17 protein-coding genes are annotated in these 22583 nt (G+C 54.3%); 6 read left to right on the top strand and 11 right to left on the bottom strand.

Annotation, left to right across the window (positions count from 1 at the left end; all coding sequences use genetic code 11):
- Position 1 precedes the first annotated feature (1 nt).
- The 4 genes from atzF to BUA28_RS06660 all read left to right on the top strand — a co-directional run bounded on the left by atzF (position 2) and on the right by BUA28_RS06660 (position 6464).
- The gene (atzF, locus tag BUA28_RS06645) at positions 2-1879 is read left to right on the top strand and encodes an allophanate hydrolase (protein ID WP_083569911.1); all 1878 of its coding nucleotides are present in this window, start codon (positions 2-4) and stop codon (positions 1877-1879) included.
- Positions 1880-2159: 280 nt separating this feature from the next.
- Positions 2160-4661: an ABC transporter permease gene (locus BUA28_RS06650; RefSeq protein ID WP_072767343.1), complete on the top strand. Its 2502-nt coding sequence runs from the start codon at positions 2160-2162 to the stop codon at positions 4659-4661.
- 50 nt (positions 4662-4711) lie between these two features.
- Positions 4712-5869, top strand: a complete 1158-nt coding sequence (dinB, locus tag BUA28_RS06655) for a DNA polymerase IV (protein WP_072767344.1) — start codon at positions 4712-4714, stop codon at positions 5867-5869.
- Positions 5870-5993: 124 nt separating this feature from the next.
- Positions 5994-6464, top strand: coding sequence for a thermonuclease family protein (locus tag BUA28_RS06660; protein WP_072767345.1), 471 nt, complete (start codon positions 5994-5996; stop codon positions 6462-6464).
- 158 nt (positions 6465-6622) lie between these two features.
- On the opposite strand, the gene BUA28_RS06665 is transcribed toward BUA28_RS06660, so the two are convergent.
- From BUA28_RS06665 to BUA28_RS06680, 4 genes are all read right to left on the bottom strand, one after another.
- Complete coding sequence (locus BUA28_RS06665) at positions 6623-6907, bottom strand: hypothetical protein (RefSeq protein WP_143148453.1); 285 nt, start codon at positions 6905-6907, stop codon at positions 6623-6625.
- A 244-nt stretch (positions 6908-7151) separates the two neighbouring features.
- Positions 7152-8804, bottom strand: coding sequence for an MFS transporter (locus BUA28_RS06670; protein WP_072767347.1), 1653 nt, complete (start codon positions 8802-8804; stop codon positions 7152-7154).
- 237 nt (positions 8805-9041) lie between these two features.
- Complete coding sequence (locus BUA28_RS06675; protein WP_072767348.1) at positions 9042-9596, bottom strand: cysteine hydrolase family protein; 555 nt, start codon at positions 9594-9596, stop codon at positions 9042-9044.
- Between the two features lie 113 nt (positions 9597-9709).
- Positions 9710-10750 carry a phytoene/squalene synthase family protein gene (locus tag BUA28_RS06680; RefSeq protein ID WP_072767349.1) on the bottom strand — a complete coding sequence of 347 codons (1041 nt, stop codon included), beginning with the start codon at positions 10748-10750 and terminating at the stop codon, positions 9710-9712.
- A gap of 717 nt (positions 10751-11467) precedes the next feature.
- Here BUA28_RS06680 and BUA28_RS06685 point away from each other — a divergent pair.
- On the top strand, positions 11468-11875 hold the full coding sequence (locus BUA28_RS06685) for a CBS domain-containing protein (protein ID WP_072767350.1): 408 nt from the start codon (positions 11468-11470) through the stop codon (positions 11873-11875).
- 164 nt (positions 11876-12039) lie between these two features.
- Here BUA28_RS06685 and BUA28_RS06690 read toward each other — a convergent pair whose 3' ends face one another.
- From BUA28_RS06690 to BUA28_RS06710, 6 genes are all read right to left on the bottom strand, one after another.
- Positions 12040-13326: a PQQ-dependent sugar dehydrogenase gene (locus BUA28_RS06690; protein WP_072767351.1), complete on the bottom strand. Its 1287-nt coding sequence runs from the start codon at positions 13324-13326 to the stop codon at positions 12040-12042.
- A 349-nt stretch (positions 13327-13675) separates the two neighbouring features.
- Positions 13676-16069 (bottom strand): penicillin acylase family protein, encoded by a 2394-nt coding sequence (locus tag BUA28_RS06695; protein WP_072767352.1) that lies wholly within the window; start codon positions 16067-16069, stop codon positions 13676-13678.
- Positions 16070-16201: 132 nt separating this feature from the next.
- Positions 16202-16690, bottom strand: a complete 489-nt coding sequence (locus tag BUA28_RS06700; protein ID WP_072767353.1) for a DUF1499 domain-containing protein — start codon at positions 16688-16690, stop codon at positions 16202-16204.
- Positions 16678-16836 (bottom strand): hypothetical protein, encoded by a 159-nt coding sequence (locus BUA28_RS15825; protein ID WP_178297931.1) that lies wholly within the window; start codon positions 16834-16836, stop codon positions 16678-16680. The genes BUA28_RS06700 and BUA28_RS15825 overlap by 13 nt, the downstream gene beginning before the upstream one ends.
- Positions 16837-16920: 84 nt before the next feature.
- Entirely contained in the window at positions 16921-17226 is a 306-nt protein-coding gene (locus BUA28_RS06705) for a c-type cytochrome (protein WP_072767354.1), read from the bottom strand.
- 321 nt (positions 17227-17547) lie between these two features.
- Positions 17548-18366, bottom strand: a complete 819-nt coding sequence (locus tag BUA28_RS06710) for a carotenoid biosynthesis protein (protein WP_072767507.1) — start codon at positions 18364-18366, stop codon at positions 17548-17550.
- 545 nt (positions 18367-18911) lie between these two features.
- Between BUA28_RS06710 and BUA28_RS06715 the strand changes: the two genes are divergently transcribed.
- Positions 18912-22037: a transglycosylase domain-containing protein gene (locus BUA28_RS06715; protein ID WP_083569912.1), complete on the top strand. Its 3126-nt coding sequence runs from the start codon at positions 18912-18914 to the stop codon at positions 22035-22037.
- 180 nt (positions 22038-22217) lie between these two features.
- Here the strand turns inward: BUA28_RS06715 and BUA28_RS06720 are convergent, their stop codons facing one another.
- On the bottom strand, positions 22218-22421 hold the full coding sequence (locus tag BUA28_RS06720) for a DUF2905 domain-containing protein (protein WP_072767355.1): 204 nt from the start codon (positions 22419-22421) through the stop codon (positions 22218-22220).
- Positions 22422-22583: the final 162 nt, after the last annotated feature.

Raw genomic sequence — 22583 nt, forward strand, 5'->3', positions numbered from 1 at the left:
CTTGAACGAATTGATGCCTCTGGGCGATATACCCTCGTTGCTGCAGCGCTATGCCAGCGGCGAACTGACGCCCAGCCAGATGGTGGAAGCGGTGCATGCGGCGATCCAGGACGATACGACTGTATGGATACATAAACTGCCGCTTGAAACCTTGAGACGCTATGCTCGCGAGGTGGAGGCCAGGGGCAGGACCATGGATAAGGGGGCGCTGCCGCTGTACGGTATTCCCTTCGCCGTAAAGGACAACATCGATCTGGCGGGTGTGCCGACCACGGCAGGGTGCCCCGGCTTTGCCTATACGCCGCAGCGCAGCGCAACGGTGGTGCAGAGATTGATTGACGCTGGCGCAATTCCCATCGGCAAAACCAATCTCGACCAGTTCGCAACCGGATTGAATGGTACTCGCTCTCCGTACGGGGCTTGCTGCAACACCTTCAATTTCGATTATATTTCGGGTGGGTCGAGCTCCGGTTCGGCGGTGGCCTTGGCGAAAGGCTGGGTATGTTTCAGCCTGGGAACCGACACCGCCGGTTCCGGCAGGGTGCCCGCTGCATTCAATAATCTTGTCGGGTATAAGCCGACCAGGGGCTGGCTTTCCACGCGTGGAGTGGTGCCCGCCTGTCGCTCGCTTGACTGTGTTTCCATCTTTGCCCTTACCGCAGACGATGCTGGGCGAGTTCTTGAAGTAACCGCCAGCTTTGATGCTGAAGACATTTATTCGCGGGAAAGACAAGGCGGCCGTGGCCCTGATTCTGCTACACAACGCTTTTTGGAACATCGTTTTCGCTTTGGTATTCCCCGCAAGGATCAATCGCAATTCTTCGGTAATCGAGAGTATGAACGGCTGTTCAACGAGGCTATCGTAAAACTGCAAGGTCTGGGCGGTAAATCCGTTGAGATAGATTTTGGACCTTTTCTGGAAGCGGCGCGCTTGCTCTATGAAGGCCCCTGGGTAGCCGAGCGTTATGCGGCGATTCAGCAATTTTTTGACTCGCGTAGCGAGCAGATAATTGCGCCAGTACGGGAAATAATTGGCAGCGCCAAACGATACTCCGCTGCCGACGCCTATAACGGTGTATATCGCTTGAATGGGCTTAAACGGCAGACTGATCGAATCTGGACTGAAGTGGATTGTCTGCTGACGCCAACAGCCGGAACCATTTATACAATCCAGGCGATGCAGCAGGACCCCATACGCCTCAACGCAAATCTTGGTTACTACACCAACTTCATGAACCTGCTGGATTATTCAGCGGTAGCGGTGCCCGCCGGTTTTCAAGGTGACGGACTGCCGTTCGGCATAACCCTTTCAGCGCCAGCCCACCACGATGAGGCGCTGCTGCATCTCGCCGGACGCCTGCAACAAGCTTATGCGCTGCCCCTTGGGGCAACCGGCATTCCCCTGCGAGAAGAGGTCTTGCCGGAACATCTCTTGATTCGGAGCTCATCAGAGGCACCGCGATCCGATCAGCAGCCCGGCCACGTACGCGTGGCGGTTTGTGGCGCGCACTTGTCCGGGCTCCCGTTGAACGGACAACTGATCAGCCGCAGCGGACGTTTGGTGTTGAGCACCACGACTTCACCAGACTATAAACTTTACGCGCTACCGGGAGGACCGCCCTATCGTCCCGGATTGGTGCGAGTGGAAAGAAATGAACAAGGAACCGCCATCGAAGTCGAAGTGTGGGAATTACCGACGCAGGAATTCGGCAGTTTTGTGGCGGGTATTCCTGCGCCTCTAGGCATTGGTACCATTACCCTGGCAAATGGCGACATTGTGCAGAGCTTTCTGTGTGAGGGATATGCAGTCGCAGATGCGGAGGATATCAGCCGGTTTGGAGGCTGGCGAGACTACATGCAACAGCTACGCAACACCTGATTAATTACGCTCACGGTGGGTCGGGCTGCGCCCGCCATCGTTTCTTAGATCGTCGGGCGGAGCCCGACCTACTGCCGCAACTCCAAACGCTGTTGATTATGGTTGTGAACACTGGTGAATTTTGCCATTATGGTTATAGCTTACTTTTAGGTGTCGCCATGACCACCATGAATATTCTCGATCGGCGTCCGCGTTAGCATGAACTCGCCGCAAGGATTTAACCGGCAGGATTTCCTGAGTACTCACAAATAATTAGCCATCGTATTTACAGCAGGGTTTCATGAACATTTTCAGGCTTTCTTTTCGGATGCTTCGCCGCGATTGGCGTGCGGGGGAGTTACGTGTACTGACGTTCGCTCTGGTTATTGCGATCGGTGGGATGACCACGGTCGGGTTTTTTGCCGATCGTGTGCAATTGGCGCTTTCCCGCCAGGGCAACCAGTTGCTTGGCGCAGACTTGATCGTTTTTTCAGACCATCCGCTGGCCCCGCGTTATGCCGATGAAGCGAAACGGCTGCGGTTGGCAGTTTCCACCGCGCTTAAATTCCCCAGTATGACCGGGAAGGGGGAGAGCAATTTACTGACGGAGATCAAGGCAGTCACCGCTGGGTATCCTTTGCGCGGTACCTTACGTATCACCGAGGATTTCAGCAATGTATCCCCTGAAGCCACACGGGTTGCAAATGCAATTCCGGCGCCTGGTTCGGCATGGGTGGATGAGAAGCTCATGGTCCGCCTTGATCTCCATCGAGGCGATAAGATAGAGGTGGGGGCGGTACACCTTACTGTTGACGCACTGATAACGCAGGAACCGGATTATTCCATCGGATTCCTCAACCTGAGGCCCCGGGTGCTGATCAATGCGGCGGACCTGCCCGCAACCAAGTTGGTGCAGGAAGGTAGCCGGATCGGCTATCGTCTTCTGGTTTCCGGAGAATCCGGCGACGTGGAGAATTTCAGGAGATGGGCCCAATCGCATTTGATGCTTGGGGAAAGAATAGAGGGGATTCGCGATGCCCGTCCCGAAATCAAAGCGGCGCTGGAGCGTGCGGAAAAATTCCTCAGTCTTGCCGCACTGGCAAGCGTAGTGCTGGCGGCTGCGGCGGTAGCGCTTGCCGTACGCCGTTTTACTCAGCGCCATCTTGACGGTTGCGCGGTGATGCGTTGCCTGGGCGCCAGCCAGGGTTCGATGTTACGCCTGTACCTGTATCATTTTATTACACTGGGGCTGATCGCCAGCGGGGCAGGATGCCTGCTCGGTTTTGTTTCGCAGGAGGCGCTGACTTTCTGGCTTTCTGGGTTGGTGGAAGCTGAATTACCGTGGCCGAGTATATGGCCCGCCGTGCACGGGTTGCTGACCGGCATGGTGTTGCTGCTTGGGTTTGCATTGCCGCCTCTGCTCAATTTGCGAAGCGTGCCGGCGCTACGCGTATTACGTCGCGATATTGGTATGCCGAATACCTTTAGCATTACCGGCTATGCGCTGGGGCTGGCCGCATTGTCGATATTGTTCTTATGGAAAGCCGGCGATGTGCGCCTGGGTGTATCTGTCATAGGCGGATTCGTTGCGGCTATCGCGGTTTTTGGTTTGATTGGATGGCTGCTGTTAAAGGCCCTGACGCACATGCGTGGTCATACAGCGGGCGCATGGCGTTACGGATTGGCAAGTATCCGCCGGCGTGCGACTTCCAGCGTGGTTCAGGCCGTAGCATTGGGATTGGGGCTGATGGCGATGCTCGCGCTGACGCTCATCCGGGACGATCTGCTGCAGGACTGGCGTACCAGCCTGCCACCGGATGCACCCAATCATTTTCTGATAAATATACAGGAAGACCAATTACAACCATTGGCGGCATTTTTCAGTCAGCACAACATGGAACGCCCACCCGTCTTTCCAATGGTGCGCGGACGCTTGACCGAGATCAATGGCAAGTCGATCGCGTCAGGTGAATATGCCGATATCCGCGCCAAACGCCTCGTGGAACGCGAGTTCAATCTGTCCTGGGCAGACGAAATGCAGAGTGACAATCAGATTGTCAGCGGCCACTGGTGGAAAAAGGGAGACAGCGGAAAAGCGGAATTGTCCATGGAGGAGGATATCGCGAAGACAATCGGCATCAAGCTGGGAGACAGGCTGACTTACGATGTGGCGGGCAGCGTATTTTCCGCCAAAGTGACCAGTCTGCGGAAAGTAAATTGGGATTCCTTTCGCGTCAATTTTTTCGTGGTGACGCCGCCGGGTGTACTGGAGAAATACCCGGTGAGCTATATTACCAGTTTCCATTTGCCGTCTCAGCAGATAGAAGTGACGAACCAACTGATCAAGGCCTTCCCCAACCTGCTCGTGCTCGACGTTGCGAACATCATCAGCCAGGTCCAGAAGGTAATTGAACAAGTGACCAAAGCGATCGAATTCGTTTTCCTTTTTACGTTACTGGCGGGACTGACGGTGTTGTATGCCGCCATTGTCTCTACTCAGGATGAGCGAATTCATGAGGCTGCCATTTTCCGCACCTTGGGAGCGAAGCGCCGACAACTCGCAGGCGCATGGGCAGCCGAATTCGCCATATTGGGCGGCCTTGCCGGGCTGTTTGCTGCGGCGGGCGCCAACGCGCTGGGCTATGTCGTCGGAGAATATGCGTTGAATCTGAGCTATACATTCAACCCGTGGATATGGTTGACCGGCTTATTTGCAGGGATTGTGGGCGTGACCGCGGCGGGGCTGATGGGCACTCGCTCCGCACTCTCGACACCGCCGCTTATGACATTGCGTAAAGTTTGATGAAAAACCATCAAACTTTGTTGTTTCCGATTTAGCCGGGAGGCTGTTAAGTGTGCCGGCGTATTGCTCATCTCGATATGGATGCCTTCTACGCATCGGTCGAGCTGCTTCGCTACCCCGAATTGCGCGGTTCGCCGGTTGTGATTGGCGGGCGGGGCGATCAGCAGCCGGAGAAGCTTAAAGACGGCAGCAGGCGTTTCGCCCGGTTGAGGGACTATGCCGGCCGGGGCGTCATCACTACCGCCACCTACGAAGCTCGTGTTTTCGGCGTCTCCTCCGGGATGGGTCTGATGAAAGCCGCACAGCTTGCGCCGGATGCCATCTTGCTGCCTGCCGACTTCAGCGCATATCGCCACTATTCAGGCCTGTTCAAAGTAGCTGTGGCAGAGGTTGCTCACCACATTGAAGACCATGGCATTGACGAGATTTACATCGACCTGAGCGAACTGCAGGATGATGTGTTGACGCTTGCCCAGCACATCAAGCAAGCTGTGCGCGACAGCACCGGGCTTTCTTGTTCCATTGGTGTTGCTTCCAACAAGCTGTTATCGAAAATCTGCTCCGATCTGGAGAAACCGGATGGCCTCGTCATCCTGAATCCAGCGGATATTCCCCGCCGGATATGGCCTCTTCCAGTCAGCAAAATCAGTGGAATCGGGCCAAAAGCCACTCAAAAGTTGGCGATGCTCGGCATTACTACTATCGGCGAGCTGGCTCAAATTGATGCTGCGTTTCTTCAAACGCACTTCGGTCGCAGCTATAGCCGCTGGCTGCAAGAAGTTTCTCATGGCATCGATGAGCGGCCGGTAATAGTGAATTCTGAACCCAAGTCGATCAGTCGCGAAACGACGTTCGAAAGAAATCTGCACGTTCAGCATGATCGCTCCATTCTGTCGGAAATTTTCACCGGCCTTTGTGCAGATTTGGCAAAAGACCTCCAGCGAAGGGGTTACGTTGCCCAAACCATCAGCATCAAGGTGCGGTACGAAGACTTCCACACCATAACCCGCGATATTACCTTATCCTTTCCTGCGGCCGATGCTGTCGCAATTCGTCGGGCGGCGGAAGAGTGCCTGCGGCGCACGCCGTTGAAGCGCAAGTTGCGATTGCTGGGCGTCCGTGCCAGTTCGTTATCTTCAGGCAGCACCTTGCAGAGCATGGGCATGGCGCGCCAGACGGAATTGCCGCTGACTGTACTGGAAGCATGATACTGGGCGCTAGCGATTGCAAACGGCAACTATAATTCATGACGACCCGCCACTTTTGCCACTCTTGCCCAGCAGGCGCCATTAATAATAATCTGGAGCACTACCAGCAGAATAGGTATCGGATATGCAGCATCCCATTGTTACTCTTGCGCTGCTTATATTTATCGCCTTCCCCGGCGTGGCCCGCGCGGACCTCACCGGCAAGGTGGTCCATATCGCGGATGGCGATAACCTTACCGTGATAATAAACAATGAGTGGGTAAGGGTTCGTCTGGCGGGAATCGACGCGCCCGAAACAAACCAGCCCTTTGGCACCCGTTCGAGACAATCCCTAACTGAACTGTGCTTTTGGGAAAAAGTGACAGTGTCTCCGAAAGGCAAGGACCAGTATGGCCGCATGTTTGCGAAGGTTCGCTGCGGAGATGTCGATGCAGGCGAGGAACAGGTGAGACGCGGCATGGCCTGGGTATACGACCGCTACGTAGAAGACCCGACCCTCGACCCCCTCGAGGATGAAGCCCAGGCCGCCAAGCGCGGATTATGGTCTGATCCTTATTCTTCCCCTCCTTGGGAATGGCGCGAAATATGGAATTAGCTTAAATTCATCCAAATCCGTCAGCGCGCCCAGGCTGAATAGCTGAGGTAATACACGCCTGAATCGTAGGTGTGTTAGCCATGCCTGCTGTGCCGGATAAGTTTTCTTGCCGCCATTGCTCTACCTGACCTGGCTGCAAAATCGCGGATTCTTAATCCTTACAAAGACTGCTTGTCTCTGCGCAACCAGCGAAAAAAGAATACATAAATAAAAGCTGGAAGAAACGGCAGAATCCATGGAAACATCTGCGAAAACCATGCAGAATAAAAACTATGCACATAGCGCGCCTTGGCCGAGGCGCAGGCCTCAGCAGCAGGCACGCGGCAGGAAAGCGTGATCTCCAGGGATACCTGGGTATGGGCCCGCCATATCCAGTAGGTCATTGCTGTGGCAAAAACAATCAACAACAGCGCGAGCAGGGTTATGCCTTTTTGTCGTGGCATAGGTGCAATTCTCCGGATACAGGAAGAGTTTGTTAAAAAAGAGGAAATTCAGCAGCTTTGATTGATGCTCGGGAAATTCATGGGATGATAAAGAATCCATGAACGTGTAATTCCGGGTTCAATGATGTCCTCCAGCCACGATGTTGTCAAGGGGTGAGAGAGCACATGAGGCATTTGCAACTGAACAACTGACCTTCAATGAAGTATGGGGCTGGGTGAAATAAATGTTTGCAGCCCGAGCAGTTCAGGCATTGCGAAATCGCGTGCGCTTGACCAGCAGGATAGCCAGTAGCGGCAGCACGAAGCCGATCGCAGTTACCGAGATCAACAATATGCCAAGCTGACTGTAGTCCGCGGGAACCAGGATCTGGCCGGTAAGGGGATCATCTACCTCACGCGTAACGATGAAAATCTGATTCATGTACTTAGTGGCGAGCTGCGAAGCGGACAGGGCAAGATTAGTGAACGAAGCCATCACCGCGAAGAAAGTCGCCTTGAGTCTTTCCGGCGCCGAGTTGGCGATCCACGCCAGCATGGGAATCATTGCGATTTGCCCCAGAGGCGATTCAAGTGCAGTATCGATCACGGCAATAAATCGCGCGTCCACTACGCCACCGGTCAGGGAGGCGGTCCACTCATGCAGCCCGAAGTACATGCCGATTGTAGGCAGCGAAAGCAGGGTTCCCAAAACGGTGAGCGCGCCGATGATATATGCGATCGACCGTTCAGCCATGAAACGGCGAAAAATGAACATACCGGCAAGAGTCAGCGTCGCACCAATCAGAGACAATGCGGCGAGAAACTGCTGGTCGAAGCCCAGGCTGTCAATCATCCACCAGGTGGAACCGGCGCCCGGTCCCGGTATCGCGCGAAATACAAATATCAGAACTGCCGTACCCACCAGTACGTTGCGTGCATCAGGCTCAAGTTCGCCTGTCAGTCGCCACATCAGAAACAAAACAATTGCCATGGATACCGCGAAGATAATTTCTTCCCCGCCGGGGATGCGGCTTAGTCCGACGCTCAGGGACACCGCCGTAAAGGCGAATCCGCCGCCGAGAATCCACCAGTTGACTGGAGGCGGGTCTATATCAATGCCAAGGAGGGCCTCGGCTTGCTGGCGGCTATGTCCCTGCGCTGCAAATCGCGCCATATCCCGCCGCCGCAACCAGGAGGCGAACAAGACGCCGGCTACTGAAACCAGCGGAATTATCAACGCAAGCTCGTAGACGAACAGATAAGCGGCTGCTTTCTGCGCCTCGGGTAATTCGCCCACCCCTTGCAACACGACGACATTCACAACCGAGACCAACACACCGCCACTGATAATCGCAACCCGCCCGAGCGTCTGCATGGTGACGTGCATGGACTTGCGATTTTCAAGGGTCAGCGGATGTCCATTTGCATCCACTCGCGGCACGGCCTCTACCGTCATGGCGTCTGCTACCACATCCTGAACAACATAGCCGATGGGTGCGAGCAAAGCGGCGGTAACGTACCAGGTTTCTACTGTAGCGATAGCGCGCATGGCGTCCAGGTGCCCGAGCAGCCCGATCATGATCAGCAGGCTCAGCGTAATCAGGGCCGCGCCGAGATACACAAGCAGGCTCTTCCATCGCCACACCAGGTCCACCAGATGGCCGAGCGGCATCTTCAATGCCCAGGGCAGCATCATCCAGAATCCGAGCGCCGCCAGAAACTCGGCGGAAAGCCCTAGCCGCTCTTTAACATAAAAGGTGCCGACGATTCCCGTCAGGCTGGAAATGCCAGCGGCGGCGTAGACCATGAGTGGGGGGAGGTAAGACAAGCGCATTTCACGCCCCAGCGCGAAAATGTTGGCGTCGAGCCAACGGCCCACAGTCGCGAAGAGCCCGATGGCTGGGGGAACGGCTGTCATAACAAGGGGCTTCTCATGAGCTTTATCGGTTGGACCGCCGGTTTGGACGTGGGATTATTCTAGAGCCTGTTAACACTAAGGAAAGTTCAACTATTAAAGCGAAGTGAATAAATCAGATAAACATCACGTCAGTTACTTCACTGCGCTGGAAGCGCATCAATGCCGACGAGTTGATGATCCTGAACTCGGGCATTCACCCCAAGCCATTTATCGCTCGACTGAGCTCATCGCTGACGCCTACGGCTCGTCGGACAAATACTCCCGCGTCGATTTCACTGTGGCGTAGCCAAACTCGAAGGCCGCCATCATCGCCGCATGCACGTGGGCGGCAGGTACTGTCACGCCACCAAAGGTGAGATCGAGCGTGGCGCAGGCATCATGCAACACCGTCACCGGATAACCCATGTCGGCCGCTGCGCGCACACCGGCATCGACACACATGTGGCTCATCGCGCCGACAATCACCACCTCGTCGACACCGCGCGCTTCCAACTGCTGCTTCAGGTCCGTCTCACGGAACGAATTGACATGATTTTTGACAACGACTGGCTCGCCTTCGACTGGCGCGACGGCGGGCTGAATCTCGACGCCGTCCGATCCCGGTACGAAGACCGGCATTTCACCATTTGCGAACTCGTGCCGAATGTGGAAGACCGGAATACCGTTGGTCCTGGCATTGTCGATCACCTTGGCCGCATTGGCGGCGGCCGACTCGATGCCCCACAGAGGCAGCTTGCCCGAAGGCAAGTACTCGTTCTGAAGGTCGATCACGATTACGCCACGTTTCTTCATGATTGAGTTCTCCTAGTCAAAAATTTTAGCGGATTTTATCTTGCGGATTTATCTGCTTCACTCGCTCAAACTCGGGCGACTCGCTGCTACGCTGCACCAGCCAGATCCGCTGCTCAGGCAACCTGGTTTCTGAGGTGATCCCAATATGAAGTCGCAACGTAACTGTTGGCGCAGGTAAGCGTTGTCAAGGCCATCACACGGTAAACCACGCTGCGCGGCACTTTGACATTCACAGCCGGATTGAGCAAATCGGGGGAGACCGCGACCCGTTTCAATGTTTCCCCGGCCAATAATATTGGCCACATGCAAGCCAATCTTTGGCGGATTTCGGAGACGGGAAGCGATATCGTATAAAGCCATCCCTGATCCAGGTGTTCCATGGCAAGCCCGATGAGCTGATTCAGGATGGGCCTGAACTTGGGGAGGTTGCCTTCAACCAGCAAATCGGCCGGTTTCAATCCGGCCTCCACCAGAAGCGACTCCGGCACGTAGCAACGACCGTTGTGCAGGTCACGGGCGACATCTTTAACGATATTGGTGAGCTGCAAACCTTTGCCGAATCTGACGCCTATGGCCGACATTTCCGTGACATTCCACCGAGCCATTGCCGGCCGGTGCGCGCAGACCATCCTGGTCCAGAATTCTCCTACGCACCCCGCTACATAATAAGTGTACTGATCCAGCTCGTCCAGCGTGGACAATGCGGCAAGTTGTCCGCTGGACTCACCGGGGAAGCGGGTCAGGTCCATTTTCATCCCCTCGGGTAGCACCTTCATCAGCCATTGGATTCGCTCTCGGTCCCCTGCAGAGCATTTTTCATATAATTTCAGGCAGTCTGCAAGGCGCTGAAGGAGAATGCTCTCCGCAGAGTCTTTCTGGTGGGGAACAAGCGCTGCCTGAATCTCCTGGATGGCCTTCCAGTCAATCTCGGCATGTGCGAACTGCGCAGAGAACTGGTTAAGGTATCTCAGGCGCTGCGGGCGATCGAGCAGATCCGTATCGGCGATGGTATCTGCTGCGCGCGCAAAGAGATACGACAACCCCATCTGGTCGCGCACGCCAACCGGCAGCACATTCAGCGTGAGATAAAACGAACGGGAAACCTGCTTGAGGATATCGTGCAGGAGCTCATGTGTAACCGGGTCAGTACTCAACGATGGAATCCAAAGCCGCTCAATTAACAAGGGGCGAACATTACCTGTTGTGCAACCTTAAGGTCAAGACGTTGTGTTCCTGAAACCTGTGTTTAAGTCGGAAAGCTTCGGATTTCCAGTGGGCAAGAGCTGACGAACCGTGAAGAAACGCAATTGGAGTTTAAGTTGGGCAGGTCGCAACGTTGCGCGGCTTGGGTAGCGCCCGACCAACCGACCGGGCGAGCGTTGAAACATGAGCCTGGCTGTCAGTTTGTGCAGCTTCAGGTGTGGCACCCCGCCGTCTGACGGCGGAGATTGAACCGTCGTGCTGGTATTAGCCTTCCCCGTTGGCGCAAGTAGCAGTGCCGAGAGACTTATGCGGCTGCATTTTGCTGGTGTAGCGGAAATTCTAAGTGACGGCAGCAGCGAACGCTAGCAAGGTGACCGGTGTTAATAATATTGCCGCGGGTACAATCAACTTTGGCAGGAAGAAAGCTGTCAAAGTAGGAAGTGGCGGGTATGGCGTTATACCAGCAACGAGTGTTTGGAACTCAAACTTGCCCGCCAGAAGCATCCGTGCGCGGGAACGCGTCATTATCTTGACAATACAAGGAGGATTTCGTCCCGATGCTTCGGAAAACTGCCTCAGCAGACAGATTAAGCCATAACGTTTATGCAATCGTTTGCAGGGAGAATATTCAGGGGGAATAGCTATTAGCTCCAAAGGAGGAGATTGACATGCGAACAGTTGGCGATGTGATGATTCCGGACGTGCACACCATCAGCCCGGACGCAACAATCGAGGAAGCAGCGCAAGAAATGCGCGATGGGGATTTTGGCCTGATGCCTGTGGGAGAAGAAGACCAAATGCTTGGTGTGATAACCGACCGTGACATCATAATTCGCGCGGTCGCCGAAGGCCAGGGCCCGAGCTTTAAAGTTCGGGATGTCATGTCCAATGAGCCTGTCTGGGCGCATCAGGACGATTCTATAGGTAATGCAGCCCAGATCATGAGGGAGCATCAGATTCGACGCTTGCCGGTAGTGGACGACGATCAACGGCTCGTAGGGATCGTGGCGCTTGGGGCCTTTGGCGTCGAGGACGCCGATATCGGGCCTGTCTCCGAAGCGCTGCCCGAGTCTTGAAATTATATCAATACGGGTATCTGCTTGTGCCGTAAGGGAAGCGATAGCTCTATGACTCCTGCCTTGAAAGCTGGCGGCTAGCGGCTTCTGCCCGTGCAGGAATGGTATTTCTTTCCGGTATTCAGTCCGGCACGTTCGTTGCGCCAATAAGGCGGACGATTATTTCACGCTACCCGAGCGCGACCACTACTTTTTCTTTGTGTCTTGCACTTAGCGAAGCGCCTCACGCGTAGCGAGACAAGGGCCATGCCTGCAAGCATCATAGCCCAACCCTCCGGTTCGGGTATGGCGGTGATCATTCCCACTTGACCATTGATGCTCACCAGATACAGGTTACCGGCAGCATCCTCGCCAAATGAGGAGATGCCATCTGAAATACCGTTAGGAGACAGCAATTCGGCGGTGCGATCGGTAACATCGGCATTTGTAATGGGCGCGCCGGTAAAGTGGAAAGACATCACCTTGTCGTTAATGAAGTCCGCGAAGAAATAAGTGCCGTCCAGCCCATCGATCGCCGACCCACGGTAAACATAGCCACCCGTGATCGAGGCACCGCCGCCATTGTGGTCATATTCGAAGATTGGCAATGTATGATGCGCAAGCGACGGATCATCAGGAAAATTTAACCGTGTGCCCTCGAACTTGCGCCATCCGTAATTGGCGCCAGCAGTGCCAATATTGATCTCTTCGCGATTATCCTGTCCGACGTCGGCAATATAAAACGTGCCGGTTTCCCGGTCGAAGCTGTCCCGGTATGGATTGCGCAACCCATAAGCATAGATTTCCGGGTTGCCGCCAGGAAGGTTGCCCGCAGGGATTGCATAGCCATATTGCGCAGCATCGTTAGGCAAACGATCGGTTGATACATCTACCCTCAACATTTTTCCCAAATTTTCGGAAAGATTCTGTGCGCGATTCTGAGGATCATCGCGAGATCCGCCGTCGCCGGTGCCAATGTAAAGGTTCGCGGCCTCGCCGGGGCGAAAACCGATCCAACCTGCCTTGTGATTGTTGAGCCCGGCTGGTTGAGCGATGGTGATCACCGTTTGCCCGCTTGCGGCATCCGCTATATTGGGTTGCGCCGCGCTGGCCTGATAAGTGGCGACGACCGTGTTGAGCGTTGTCTTGTCTATATAATCGACATAAAAGCGGCGATTGGTCGCGAAATTCGGATCAAACGCCATACCGAGCAGGCCGCGCTCGCCGTCGGTATTGACCGAGCCGGACAAATCGAGAAATGGAGTGGAACGCACCGCCCCGTTCTCGAGGATTTTGATCAATCCACCCTGCTCTACAATGAATAGCCGCGAATCGCCATTGGGTGAAGTAGCGAACAAGGGCCGGCTTAAACCGGTGGCGACGATTTTGGTTTGCAACTGCGCAAGCGCGGGTGGTATCCAGACGGTAGCGGCAAAAGCTGCAGTGAGCAAGAGGGAAAAAAACTTGTTCATGATAGCTCCTTCGCGTCGAGTTATATCGGGCTATACAAAGCTATGCAAAGCCGAAGCAGAAATAACACAAGTGCCCGTTCTTTATTTATATAGACAACGCTCAGTCGGTTGTCAAATGGGTGCGAGTCATGACTATCGTTTTTTTACGCTGCCAATCTCGCCGCTGGTCTAGTCGGCTTGACCGGTTTGTGTGCAGCTACTGATGAAGCATCATTCTGGTGAATTGGAGTTGGACGCGCCGTCTAGCCGGACGAATCCATGCCGGCAAAGAGAAAATGCTTAAGCCGGTGGAAAATTGGTAGCCGGCCTTCATGAGGAAAATGAAAGCAACGTGGTTCCCAACCATCAATTATGGCGTTTTCGTAAGCGGATGCAGGTGCAGTGTCTGTTCGGGTGGTCCCGGGAGAAATGGAGTGGGTATGCCGTTAACCCAATCGGCATGCCCGCTGCCATAATAGGGTGAGAAAGGGTGCCCGCTCTGTCCGCCGGGCATTTCGAAATAACCTCGTTCTTCATTACCGGGGGCAACTGCAAAACGATTTGCGGCCCCGAAGCTTGGTCCCTGCACGCGAGGCATATTGCTGTCGCCGGGCAGCTCATCCTTTGGCATATTCAGCCATACTCCGATAAAGTCAGGTAGAGCACGGCTGAGCGAATGCCTGATGCGGGCGGTGTTACGCTCACCCCAGCTACGAGCCATAATGCCGCCCGGTTGGCTTAGCATACGCTCCGCCACGCGTCTGGCAGAGCTGCCCAGCAAGTCTTCCCAGTCGGCGTACGCAGGCGGCAACAGGTGTTGTGGACGTTGCTCGATCAAGGTCCACACAGCGTGTTCGGCTTGATTCAGCTTTGGCAGCACGAAATCTGGCGACTGACTGCGCACTGCTGCCGCAAAACCGTCGAGTACTCTATTGGTGACCTCCCGGCGGAATGTGCGGACCAGATGATAGGCAACTGACGATGTCGAGGCATGTCCATCCCAATCGCGGAGCGCTTGCTGCATTTCGGCCTGCCAAGGCGCCGTTTCTGTACGGTTCAGCGTCAGTTCGAGAAGTCCCCGCCAGCGCGCCAGGAATAACGCGCGGTCGTCCAGCTGGATTGCAAGCATGCTTGCGGGTGAGAAATGCCCGCTTCCGCGTAAACTATCGCGGATCTGCTTCGAGCGGGCACCGAGGTCATAGCCTCCATCGCCGAGCCGGTCGAGCATAAGGCCGTCGACAGTACGTGCATTCGCCGTCCACAGTCTCTGTTGGGGTGGATTAACGATCAATGGGTACTGGGCGGGCATAAGCCAGCCGCTCCACCCCATACCCGGCTCGCTCCAGTCTGCCGGCATTGTTGGATCATAACCACCGGTTCTGACTGGAATACGCCCGGCAATGGTCCAGGCAATATTGCCCTCGCGGTCACCGACAATAAAATTTTGGGCGGGAATGCCCGCATTCTGGGCAATCATGACGGCTTCACCCACGGTTTCCGCCCCGTCCAGCTGGGCGAGCTCCATATTGATCGCGCCGGGCTGGTGCGCAGTCCAGACGAGCGCAAGCGGCACGCCGTCGTGGTCAGTCGCGAGTATTGGTCCCCACTCGGTCTCATAAATATCGAGTGCCTCATCCGGCGCGCCGCGCGCATGCAGGGTTTCGCGATGAACGGTGACGGAGTTCCACCCGGTTGCGTTGCGGTACCTCGATTTATCCGCCGGGTCCAGCCTGACCCGCACCCAGTCCGTGAAATCACCATAACTGTTTGTAAAACTCCACGCGATACGACGATTCGAACCGACTGCGATTGCGGGCGTGCCAGGAAGGCTGGCCCCGATAATGTCGTGGTCAAGCCCGGGACGCCGCAAGTTCGGGTAGATCAAACGGGTACGGAACCAGATATTGGGAACACGCAGTTCCAGATGCGTATCGTTGGCGACTAGCGCGGCGCCCGCAGCCAACTCGCCGGCCACGGCAAAGCTATTGCTGCCGGGCAAATTATCGCTGTGATCCTCGGTATCGCGCAAAAGGCCGGGGTCGAGCTTGTGCAGGTCGAGCTCATCCGCGGAAGGCGTTCGTGGCCACTGGGATGCGTTGCCGAGAAGTGGCGCATCCCATTCACCGCCACCAGCGGTGAGAAACCGGTAAGCCGCTTCGGGTAATGTTGCATGCATGGTAGAGAATGCAAGCTCGCGAAAATTACTTCCGTCATTCAGCGTGAAATACATCGCATTGACGACCAGTATGCTATCTTCAGTGCGCCACGCAACCGGGAGCGTGCGCGTCAGCAGATATGGGAATGGCCGCGTAGCGAGCGCGTTCAGGCCTCCATTTACCCCATCGCGATATACGTCGAGTAGCTGCCGCTGGCCGGTCGGCAATTCTTGCAATACCGCCGATGCACGCGAGCGCATGCGGTGCCTCCGCGCTTTGCGGTCGGCCGGCAAGGCTGCCGGTCCGAACAACTCTGCCAATTCACCGGCTGCTTGTCGTCTCATCAGATCCATCTCGAAGAAGCGCTCCTGCGCATGGGCATAACCAAGCGCCCAAACCAGATCATGGCGATCCTGCGCGTGCAAAGTCACGCTACCCAGCGCATCGCGCTCGACAGTGACCGGAGCAGACAGGCCCTTTACATTCACTGTTCCGGCATACTGCGGCAAGCTCCCGCGCAGCACCAGCCAGCAGCCACCTGCCAACAATACCGCCAGTATGAGAAATACCAGTAGAACCCGGTAGATCGGGCGGAGCGCAGCAGTCATGTTTAAGGAAGAGCGATTGAAAACGGGTTATTTCTATCTTGGGGCAATGCGCGAAGCGGGTTTATTCATGCTTTCCCCACCGATGGGCGGTGCATGGCGAACCCCCAGCCATTTTGGGCAACGGCTCAACAATCAAGAAGAACCCAGTTTATGACGAATGGATTCGATGCGCTCGCGGTTCACGCCGAGATCCGATTTTCCCAAGCGGGATGCCGAGCGAACTTGAATCACCCCGGCGGCGGGATCGAACCAGAACTCGGAATCGTCCACGTACTTCATGAGCCGGGTAGTGAACTGTGCATAGAGGTAGGCTGGCTCTCTTTTGACTATCTTGGCACCATCCATTGCCCTGATAACATCGGCGATGTGGTCCAGCGTAGCGTCCGGATCGCCTTTCAGCGGCAGCGGTGCTATCTCGGCATACGTGCGTTGTGGATGATCGGGGTAGAGCGAAGCCTGGCTCGACACGCTATTAGGTGTTTTCGAGGGAGGCTTCAGCCTGCCGTCATGTACGCCCAGGTCAGTGGGTGGCGCGCCTTTGAGCAGCCCGAGTTGACCGGCGAGTAACCCCGTAATGACGACAACGGCAATGACAACAAGCGCCCACTTTACAATAACCATGTCAATGCCTGGCGACGCCCCAATGTGATAGACGAGGAAAGCACTGTTAGGCCGCAGGCAGCGGCGGGGTCACAAATGTGGCCGGCAACGACAGCGTCATGTAATCTCGCCGGCAGTGGCGGCGTCACATATTTTCCTTTGCCCATGCCGCTCCTTTATCCACCATGTCATCCGTTTGTGCCCGGCATGGCCGCGTCATCAGTGTCAAAAAAGGCTAGCCAATGGTCAAACTACTTGGTTTTGCTATTTGCCAGGACGAATTCTGCCAGACGTTGCGCCGGTTCGCCTTTAATGTTGGGAAATGCGGTCATCCCCATGCTTCCTTTCTGAACTTTCTGAATAATGGCATCCTTGTTCGCCATTGCGGTGCTTATAACCATCACGCTGCCGCTTTCCGGCTTATGGCATTTTGTACAGTTTGTATAAAATATGTCCTCCCCGCTGATATTCTCGGCCGGCGTGTAATTATCCGTCTTCGAGCAACCCACCAAACTCACCAATGCGGAAACAGTTAGCAATAAGGCCATTTTTTTCATTTTTTGCACTCCAATTTTTATAAGATGAACATTTCTTTAAGCTGCTATGAGAGGCATTATATCGTCCTTACGGATCGTTCAGGTATTATCCTGAATCCTGTAGGTCGACAGCTTATTTTTCAGCTTATTTGCCAGTTCCTTTGTCAATTAAGCGCTATACGAAGAGGTTTTTCGTACCCCTTTTTCGTACCCCATGAGCTTCGCCTTTTTGGTGAGCTTACTCAACCCCGTCCCCGTCCAACTGTCGGAGGTTTATTGCCGCGATTGTCCATATTGCGGTGAGCACGGCAGGATTCGATGAAGAAGAAATGAAGAAAGACCTTACGCCTTATCCGTTGCCGGCAAGTGACCCAAGAGTCGAAGAGCAAGCAGTACGGTGATCGGTATATAAATGAATAAGCCTGTAACCCCCAGAAGCGATTCTCCAATCCAGAAAGTGATGACGAGATTAAAGATCAATACCCCATAATATAGGCCGCAACCGAGCAACACGCGCCCGGTCACCGATGGGGCAGGGAAGAGGCTGGCTTCGGCCTGAAGTTTGCGATCGAGAGGAAGATAGGCGCGAAGAGAGAGGAAGCCAACGACAGCCCAGCCAATATAATTAGCTATCGGGATGCCGAAATGCGTGCCGGGATCGGGATAGTAATATATCCGACCGAGGAACCAACGGTCCCCGCGGAGCGCGACCGGATCGATGACGACGTCGATGAACATGAAAAAAAGAATGGTGAGTACCACTGTCGGCCAGCCGGTCCTGGTTGCGAGAGGGAATCCCATCGGGATCATACTCATACCAGGGCGGGGGCTTGTGCCGGTGGCAGGCAGGAGAAAAGCCAGAGCCATGCAATAGCTCGCATAGAGAAGAAAGGGAAACGAAAGGGAATCCATCGCGGGGACATCCGAGATATACAATTCCTGCCCGACGGTTGAACCGGTATAGTAATACCAGCCGAAAGGAACGCCGGTGCGAGTGGAAGAGAGTTCGCACAGAAGCGCCACAATATATGTAATAGCCATGAAGCAGGCTGTCCTGCGCCAGCCGATCAGCCTGCTCGCGGAGAAGAGGAACGCGGCCAGGAACACAAATACATAGGGGCGAAGGATAACTGTCTTCAGCAGGAGACTAACGAATTCCATCGAATGTTCCATTTGTCCGGCAGATGGGCTCTTACCGGAGGTTGATCTCCTGGAGGTTTGTCTTCAGGAGCAAAGGAGCGCAATACATTTATTTTTGTACTATCTGGGCATCTTCCTGGCGTTTTGACGCCGCCCATCGGCGGACGAGATTATATCCTTCATATTCGGTAATCGGAAACTATAAGGCAACAAGCAGAACCTCTGCCGGATTTTCCCGGGCGAGCAGGGCTGGCAAGAATCAAATTTTCGCATAAAACCAAATAACTCAAACAACTCGAGGGCAACAGAGAGCAACAGTGAACTCAGCGCATCATGCCCTGTCATCATCCTCATTGTTGATTGCGACCGGGGTCCTGTTCTATGAAAGCGCTGTCGTCAGTTGTATTCGAGTCATAATCGATTTGTTGCCGTTTTACTTCGATTTGGCGGGGTTTTACCCCTCAAATGCGGCTGCGAGAAAGATTTCTCCTACCTATACTTGTAAACCTTGTGACTTGGTGTCTTCCATGGATCTTTAGTGTTTTATTATTTTTGATGACTCTATCGTGAGGCGCGTTCTCAGATTTTTTGCCTTTGCAGTTTTGACTCTGCTTCTCGCCGCACTTGCTATTGCAGCCCTCCTTCTTTACCGGGAGGTTCTAACGTCTTCCTATCAAGCGCGGCAACTGTGGAATTTGGCCGATGATCTGCGCTGGGAGATGAAAAGTGGACCGAGCGACAAACCGCCTTTCTCGCAGGCGGGGCCATATGATATTCGCCTGGGCTATAGTCGCCTACCGGAATTGCTTCAGCATCTGGCAAAGCACGGCTTTCAGGTTCATGCGCAGGCACGGGTTTCTGCACGCATGGAGGAACTTGTAGAGCAGGGCCTGTTTATTCCCTATCGCGAAAAATCCCAGGCTGGTCTGCAAATAACTGCCGATGATGGCGAGCCATTGTATCGCGCTGCGTTTCCGGCGCGTGTTTACGAGAATTTCCAGTCAGTGCCGTCTGTGGTGGCGAATAGCCTGCTGTTCATCGAAAATCGTGAATTACTGGACCTGACCCAACCGAAAAAAAATCCGGCTGTCGATTGGAACCGGTTGGGTAGGGCAGTGCTGGATAAGGCGATTCAGCTTTTTCGTCCCGAGCACGATGTATCAGGGGGCAGCACGCTGGCAACGCAAATTGAAAAATACCGTCATTCCCCCAACGGAATGACGATGAATGCAACGGATAAGCTTCAACAGATTGCGTCTGCGTCCGTGCGCACTTATCTGCAGGGCGAGTACACACTGCCCGCGCGCAAACAGATCGTAGTGGATTACCTTAATACAGTCCCGCTTGCGGCAGCTGCAGGTTTCGGAGAAACGAACGGGATAGGAGACGGCCTGTGGGCATGGTACGGCCTGGATTTCGACAAAACCAATTACATCCTTAACTCGCGGTTTGTACAAGGAGACGCTCTTGCCGAAACGGCGCTCCTCTACAAACACGTGTTGAGCCTGATGATTGCCCAGCGTAGACCTTCCTATTACCTGATAGCGGGGCGAAAAGAACTGGGTGAACTTACCGACAGCTATCTAAGAGTGTTGGCTCAGGCTGGCGTGATACCGGATCGCCTCAGGGATGAGGCGCTCAAGCTGCCGCTGAATTTTCGTGTTGCACGTTCTCCGGAAGAAGGCAGGAATTTTGCGTCGAAGAAGGCTGTTAATGCTGTTCGCGTGCGTCTTGCCTCACAGCTCGGGTTGCAACGTATGTATGACCTGGACCGCCTGGATTTGTCGGTGCAAAGCACGCTTGACTTGGAGCTACAGAAAAAGACCACCGATATGTTGCGCCAGTTGAAGGATATGGGACATGCGCAGGCCGCCGGGCTCTATGGACACCGTCTGCTGGGCACGGAAGATCCGGGAAAGATTATCTACAGCTTCACGCTTTCCGAATTGACGCCGCAAGGCGCCAAGTTTCGAATCCTGGCGGATAATTTTGAACAACCCCTGGACATCAACAAGGGGACCAAGCTGGATTTAGGTTCCACCGCAAAATTGCGGACGTTGGTGACCTATCTTGAAATTGTCGAAGCGCTGCATAACAAATATGCGGCGCTGGCGCCGAAAGTACTTAATGGACAAGAGGTTGACCCCGGCGATATTCTCAGCCGCTGGGCAATTGGTTATCTCTTGCAAAGCAGGGACAAGAGTTTGGCGTCCATGCTGGATGCCGCTCTCGAACGCAAGTACTCGGCTAATCCCGAAGAACGATTCTTTACCGGCGGCGGCTCGCACGTCTTTCATAATTTCAAACATGAAGACGACCGCAAGATCATGAGCGTGCGCGAAGCGACAAGGAATTCAGTCAACCTTGTCTATATCCGCCTCATGCGCGATATCGTGCGTTATCACATGTTTCAGGTAGGAGGTTCATCGGCCAAGATACTCAAGGATGTCGGGAATTCGGGCCGCGTGGAATATCTCAAACGCTTCGCGGACAAGGAAGGCACTGAATTCATCAATCGTTTTTATCTAAAGTACAAAGGTAAAACAACGGAGCCGGGTGCAATCAGCAAACTGCTCTTCTCCAGTTTCCGGCACACACCACGCCGTTTGGCGGCCGCTCACCGTTATATTTACCCGGAGTCTACCCTTGCAGAGTTTGAGAAATTCATGGCGCCGTATCTGCCCGGCTTCAAAAATGTGACCCCGACAATGGTTCAAGACCTGTATGAGGCTTATGCACCCGGCAAATATTCGCTGGCCGATCAGGGCTACGTAGTAACCGTCCACCCGTTGGAATTATGGTTGGTACGCTACCTGAATTCCCATCCACTTGCCCAGTACAAAGACGTGATCACGGCGAGCAAGGACGAGCGAATCGATGTCTACCACTGGTTGTTCAAGACGATACACAAGAATTCGCAGGATGTACGCATTCGTGGTCTTCTGGAACTTGAAGCATTTCTCGAAATTCACCGCAGCTGGAAACGCCTCGGCTATCCGTTCGATTCGCTGGTACCCTCACTAGCCACAGCCATCGGAAGTTCCGCAGATCATCCCGCCGCGCTTGCGGAATTGATGGGTATCGTTCTGAATGATGGAGTGCGACTGCCTGCCGTACTAATCGAACGCTTGCATTTCGCAGCCGATACCCCTTTTGAGACGATGGTCGAACGAGCGCCCATTCAAGGCGAAAAAATGTTTTCTCCCGAATTGGCCGCGGCAGTGCGTGGCGTACTGACAGACGTGGTAGAGACAGGTACAGCTTCGCGGCTGGCGCGAGCCATGGTGGAAGAGGATGGGGCTGAAATTTCAATTGGCGGAAAGACAGGGACGGGCGATCATCGTCATATTACGTTTTCTTCGCCTGGTGTCATCAAGGAATCACGCGCCGTGAATCGCTCCGCCACTTTTGTCTTCTTTATCGGAGACCGCTTTTTTGGAACGATGACCGCATTTGTGCCCGGCGCGGACGCCGCCAACTATACGTTTACATCAGCGCTTTCCACGCAAGTCATGAAGCATCTCTTGCCCATCCTGAAACCCCTTCTCGATCGGGCCCAGCCGCTGCCGGAGCAGCTCCTGGCAAGAAGCGGGATCAAGGGCAATCTACCTGAAGGAAGCAAAAAAGGAAGTAAAAAGGGAAGTAAAAAAGAAGATGAAAAACGGAAGGTGAATCAACTGGCGCGCAATTAATAGAATTGCGCTGAAAACATACGAATACGATGATTTAGTCCTCGGTATTGATCCACCATAAGAAGACGACAATGCCCAGCACAAGCCCGAGACCCAGGATGGCCTTTACAAATTCTTTGACGAACCAGAACACCATCGCTTCATATAAATCCAATTGTTCATGCCCTTCTAAAAAGACAGCTATTTACGGGACCACCACCATAGCAGTAACGACAGAAACAAGGACACCAGCAAGCCTGTCGTCAGCGGAAAGTAGAGCCTGAAGTTTTCCCGCTCGATAATGATGTCTCCCGGCAACCGACCGAATGGTAGTTTCGATAACCACGGCCATGCGACGCCCGTAACCAGCAGCAGTATCCCGAGAACGATGAGTAGACGTTGCATAAGGATTTCCTCGAGGATTTTTGCGAAACTTTATCCGCACAATTTGGCGAGGAACACAAAAATCTACGGATTAGTGTAAACCGTTTTCTTCGGAAAGATCAATTTACCCCTTCTGCTTCCGCCTCCGCCTCAATATTCACAAGATCAATATTCACAAGATCA

The sequence above is a fragment of the Nitrosospira sp. Nsp11 genome (genome assembly GCF_900142705.1).
Classification (GTDB): Bacteria; Pseudomonadota; Gammaproteobacteria; order Burkholderiales; family Nitrosomonadaceae; genus Nitrosospira.

What these genes read in the sequence shown, in the direction of transcription:
- BUA28_RS06685 (WP_072767350.1), top strand. Translation starts at nt 11,468, where the DNA reads ATGCGAACAGTTGGCGATGTGATGATTCCGGACGTGCACACCATCAGC.
- BUA28_RS06675 (WP_072767348.1), bottom strand. Translation starts at nt 9,596, where the DNA reads ATGAAGAAACGTGGCGTAATCGTGATCGACCTTCAGAACGAGTACTTG.
- BUA28_RS06695 (WP_072767352.1), bottom strand. Translation starts at nt 16,069, where the DNA reads ATGACTGCTGCGCTCCGCCCGATCTACCGGGTTCTACTGGTATTTCTC.
- BUA28_RS06660 (WP_072767345.1), top strand. Translation starts at nt 5,994, where the DNA reads ATGCAGCATCCCATTGTTACTCTTGCGCTGCTTATATTTATCGCCTTC.
- BUA28_RS06700 (WP_072767353.1), bottom strand. Translation starts at nt 16,690, where the DNA reads ATGGTTATTGTAAAGTGGGCGCTTGTTGTCATTGCCGTTGTCGTCATT.
- BUA28_RS06705 (WP_072767354.1), bottom strand. Translation starts at nt 17,226, where the DNA reads ATGAAAAAAATGGCCTTATTGCTAACTGTTTCCGCATTGGTGAGTTTG.
- BUA28_RS06650 (WP_072767343.1), top strand. Translation starts at nt 2,160, where the DNA reads ATGAACATTTTCAGGCTTTCTTTTCGGATGCTTCGCCGCGATTGGCGT.
- BUA28_RS06665 (WP_143148453.1), bottom strand. Translation starts at nt 6,907, where the DNA reads ATGCCACGACAAAAAGGCATAACCCTGCTCGCGCTGTTGTTGATTGTT.
- BUA28_RS15825 (WP_178297931.1), bottom strand. Translation starts at nt 16,836, where the DNA reads ATGGGCAAAGGAAAATATGTGACGCCGCCACTGCCGGCGAGATTACAT.
- BUA28_RS06710 (WP_072767507.1), bottom strand. Translation starts at nt 18,366, where the DNA reads ATGGAATTCGTTAGTCTCCTGCTGAAGACAGTTATCCTTCGCCCCTAT.
- BUA28_RS06720 (WP_072767355.1), bottom strand. Translation starts at nt 22,421, where the DNA reads ATGCAACGTCTACTCATCGTTCTCGGGATACTGCTGCTGGTTACGGGC.
- BUA28_RS06670 (WP_072767347.1), bottom strand. Translation starts at nt 8,804, where the DNA reads ATGACAGCCGTTCCCCCAGCCATCGGGCTCTTCGCGACTGTGGGCCGT.
- BUA28_RS06690 (WP_072767351.1), bottom strand. Translation starts at nt 13,326, where the DNA reads ATGAACAAGTTTTTTTCCCTCTTGCTCACTGCAGCTTTTGCCGCTACC.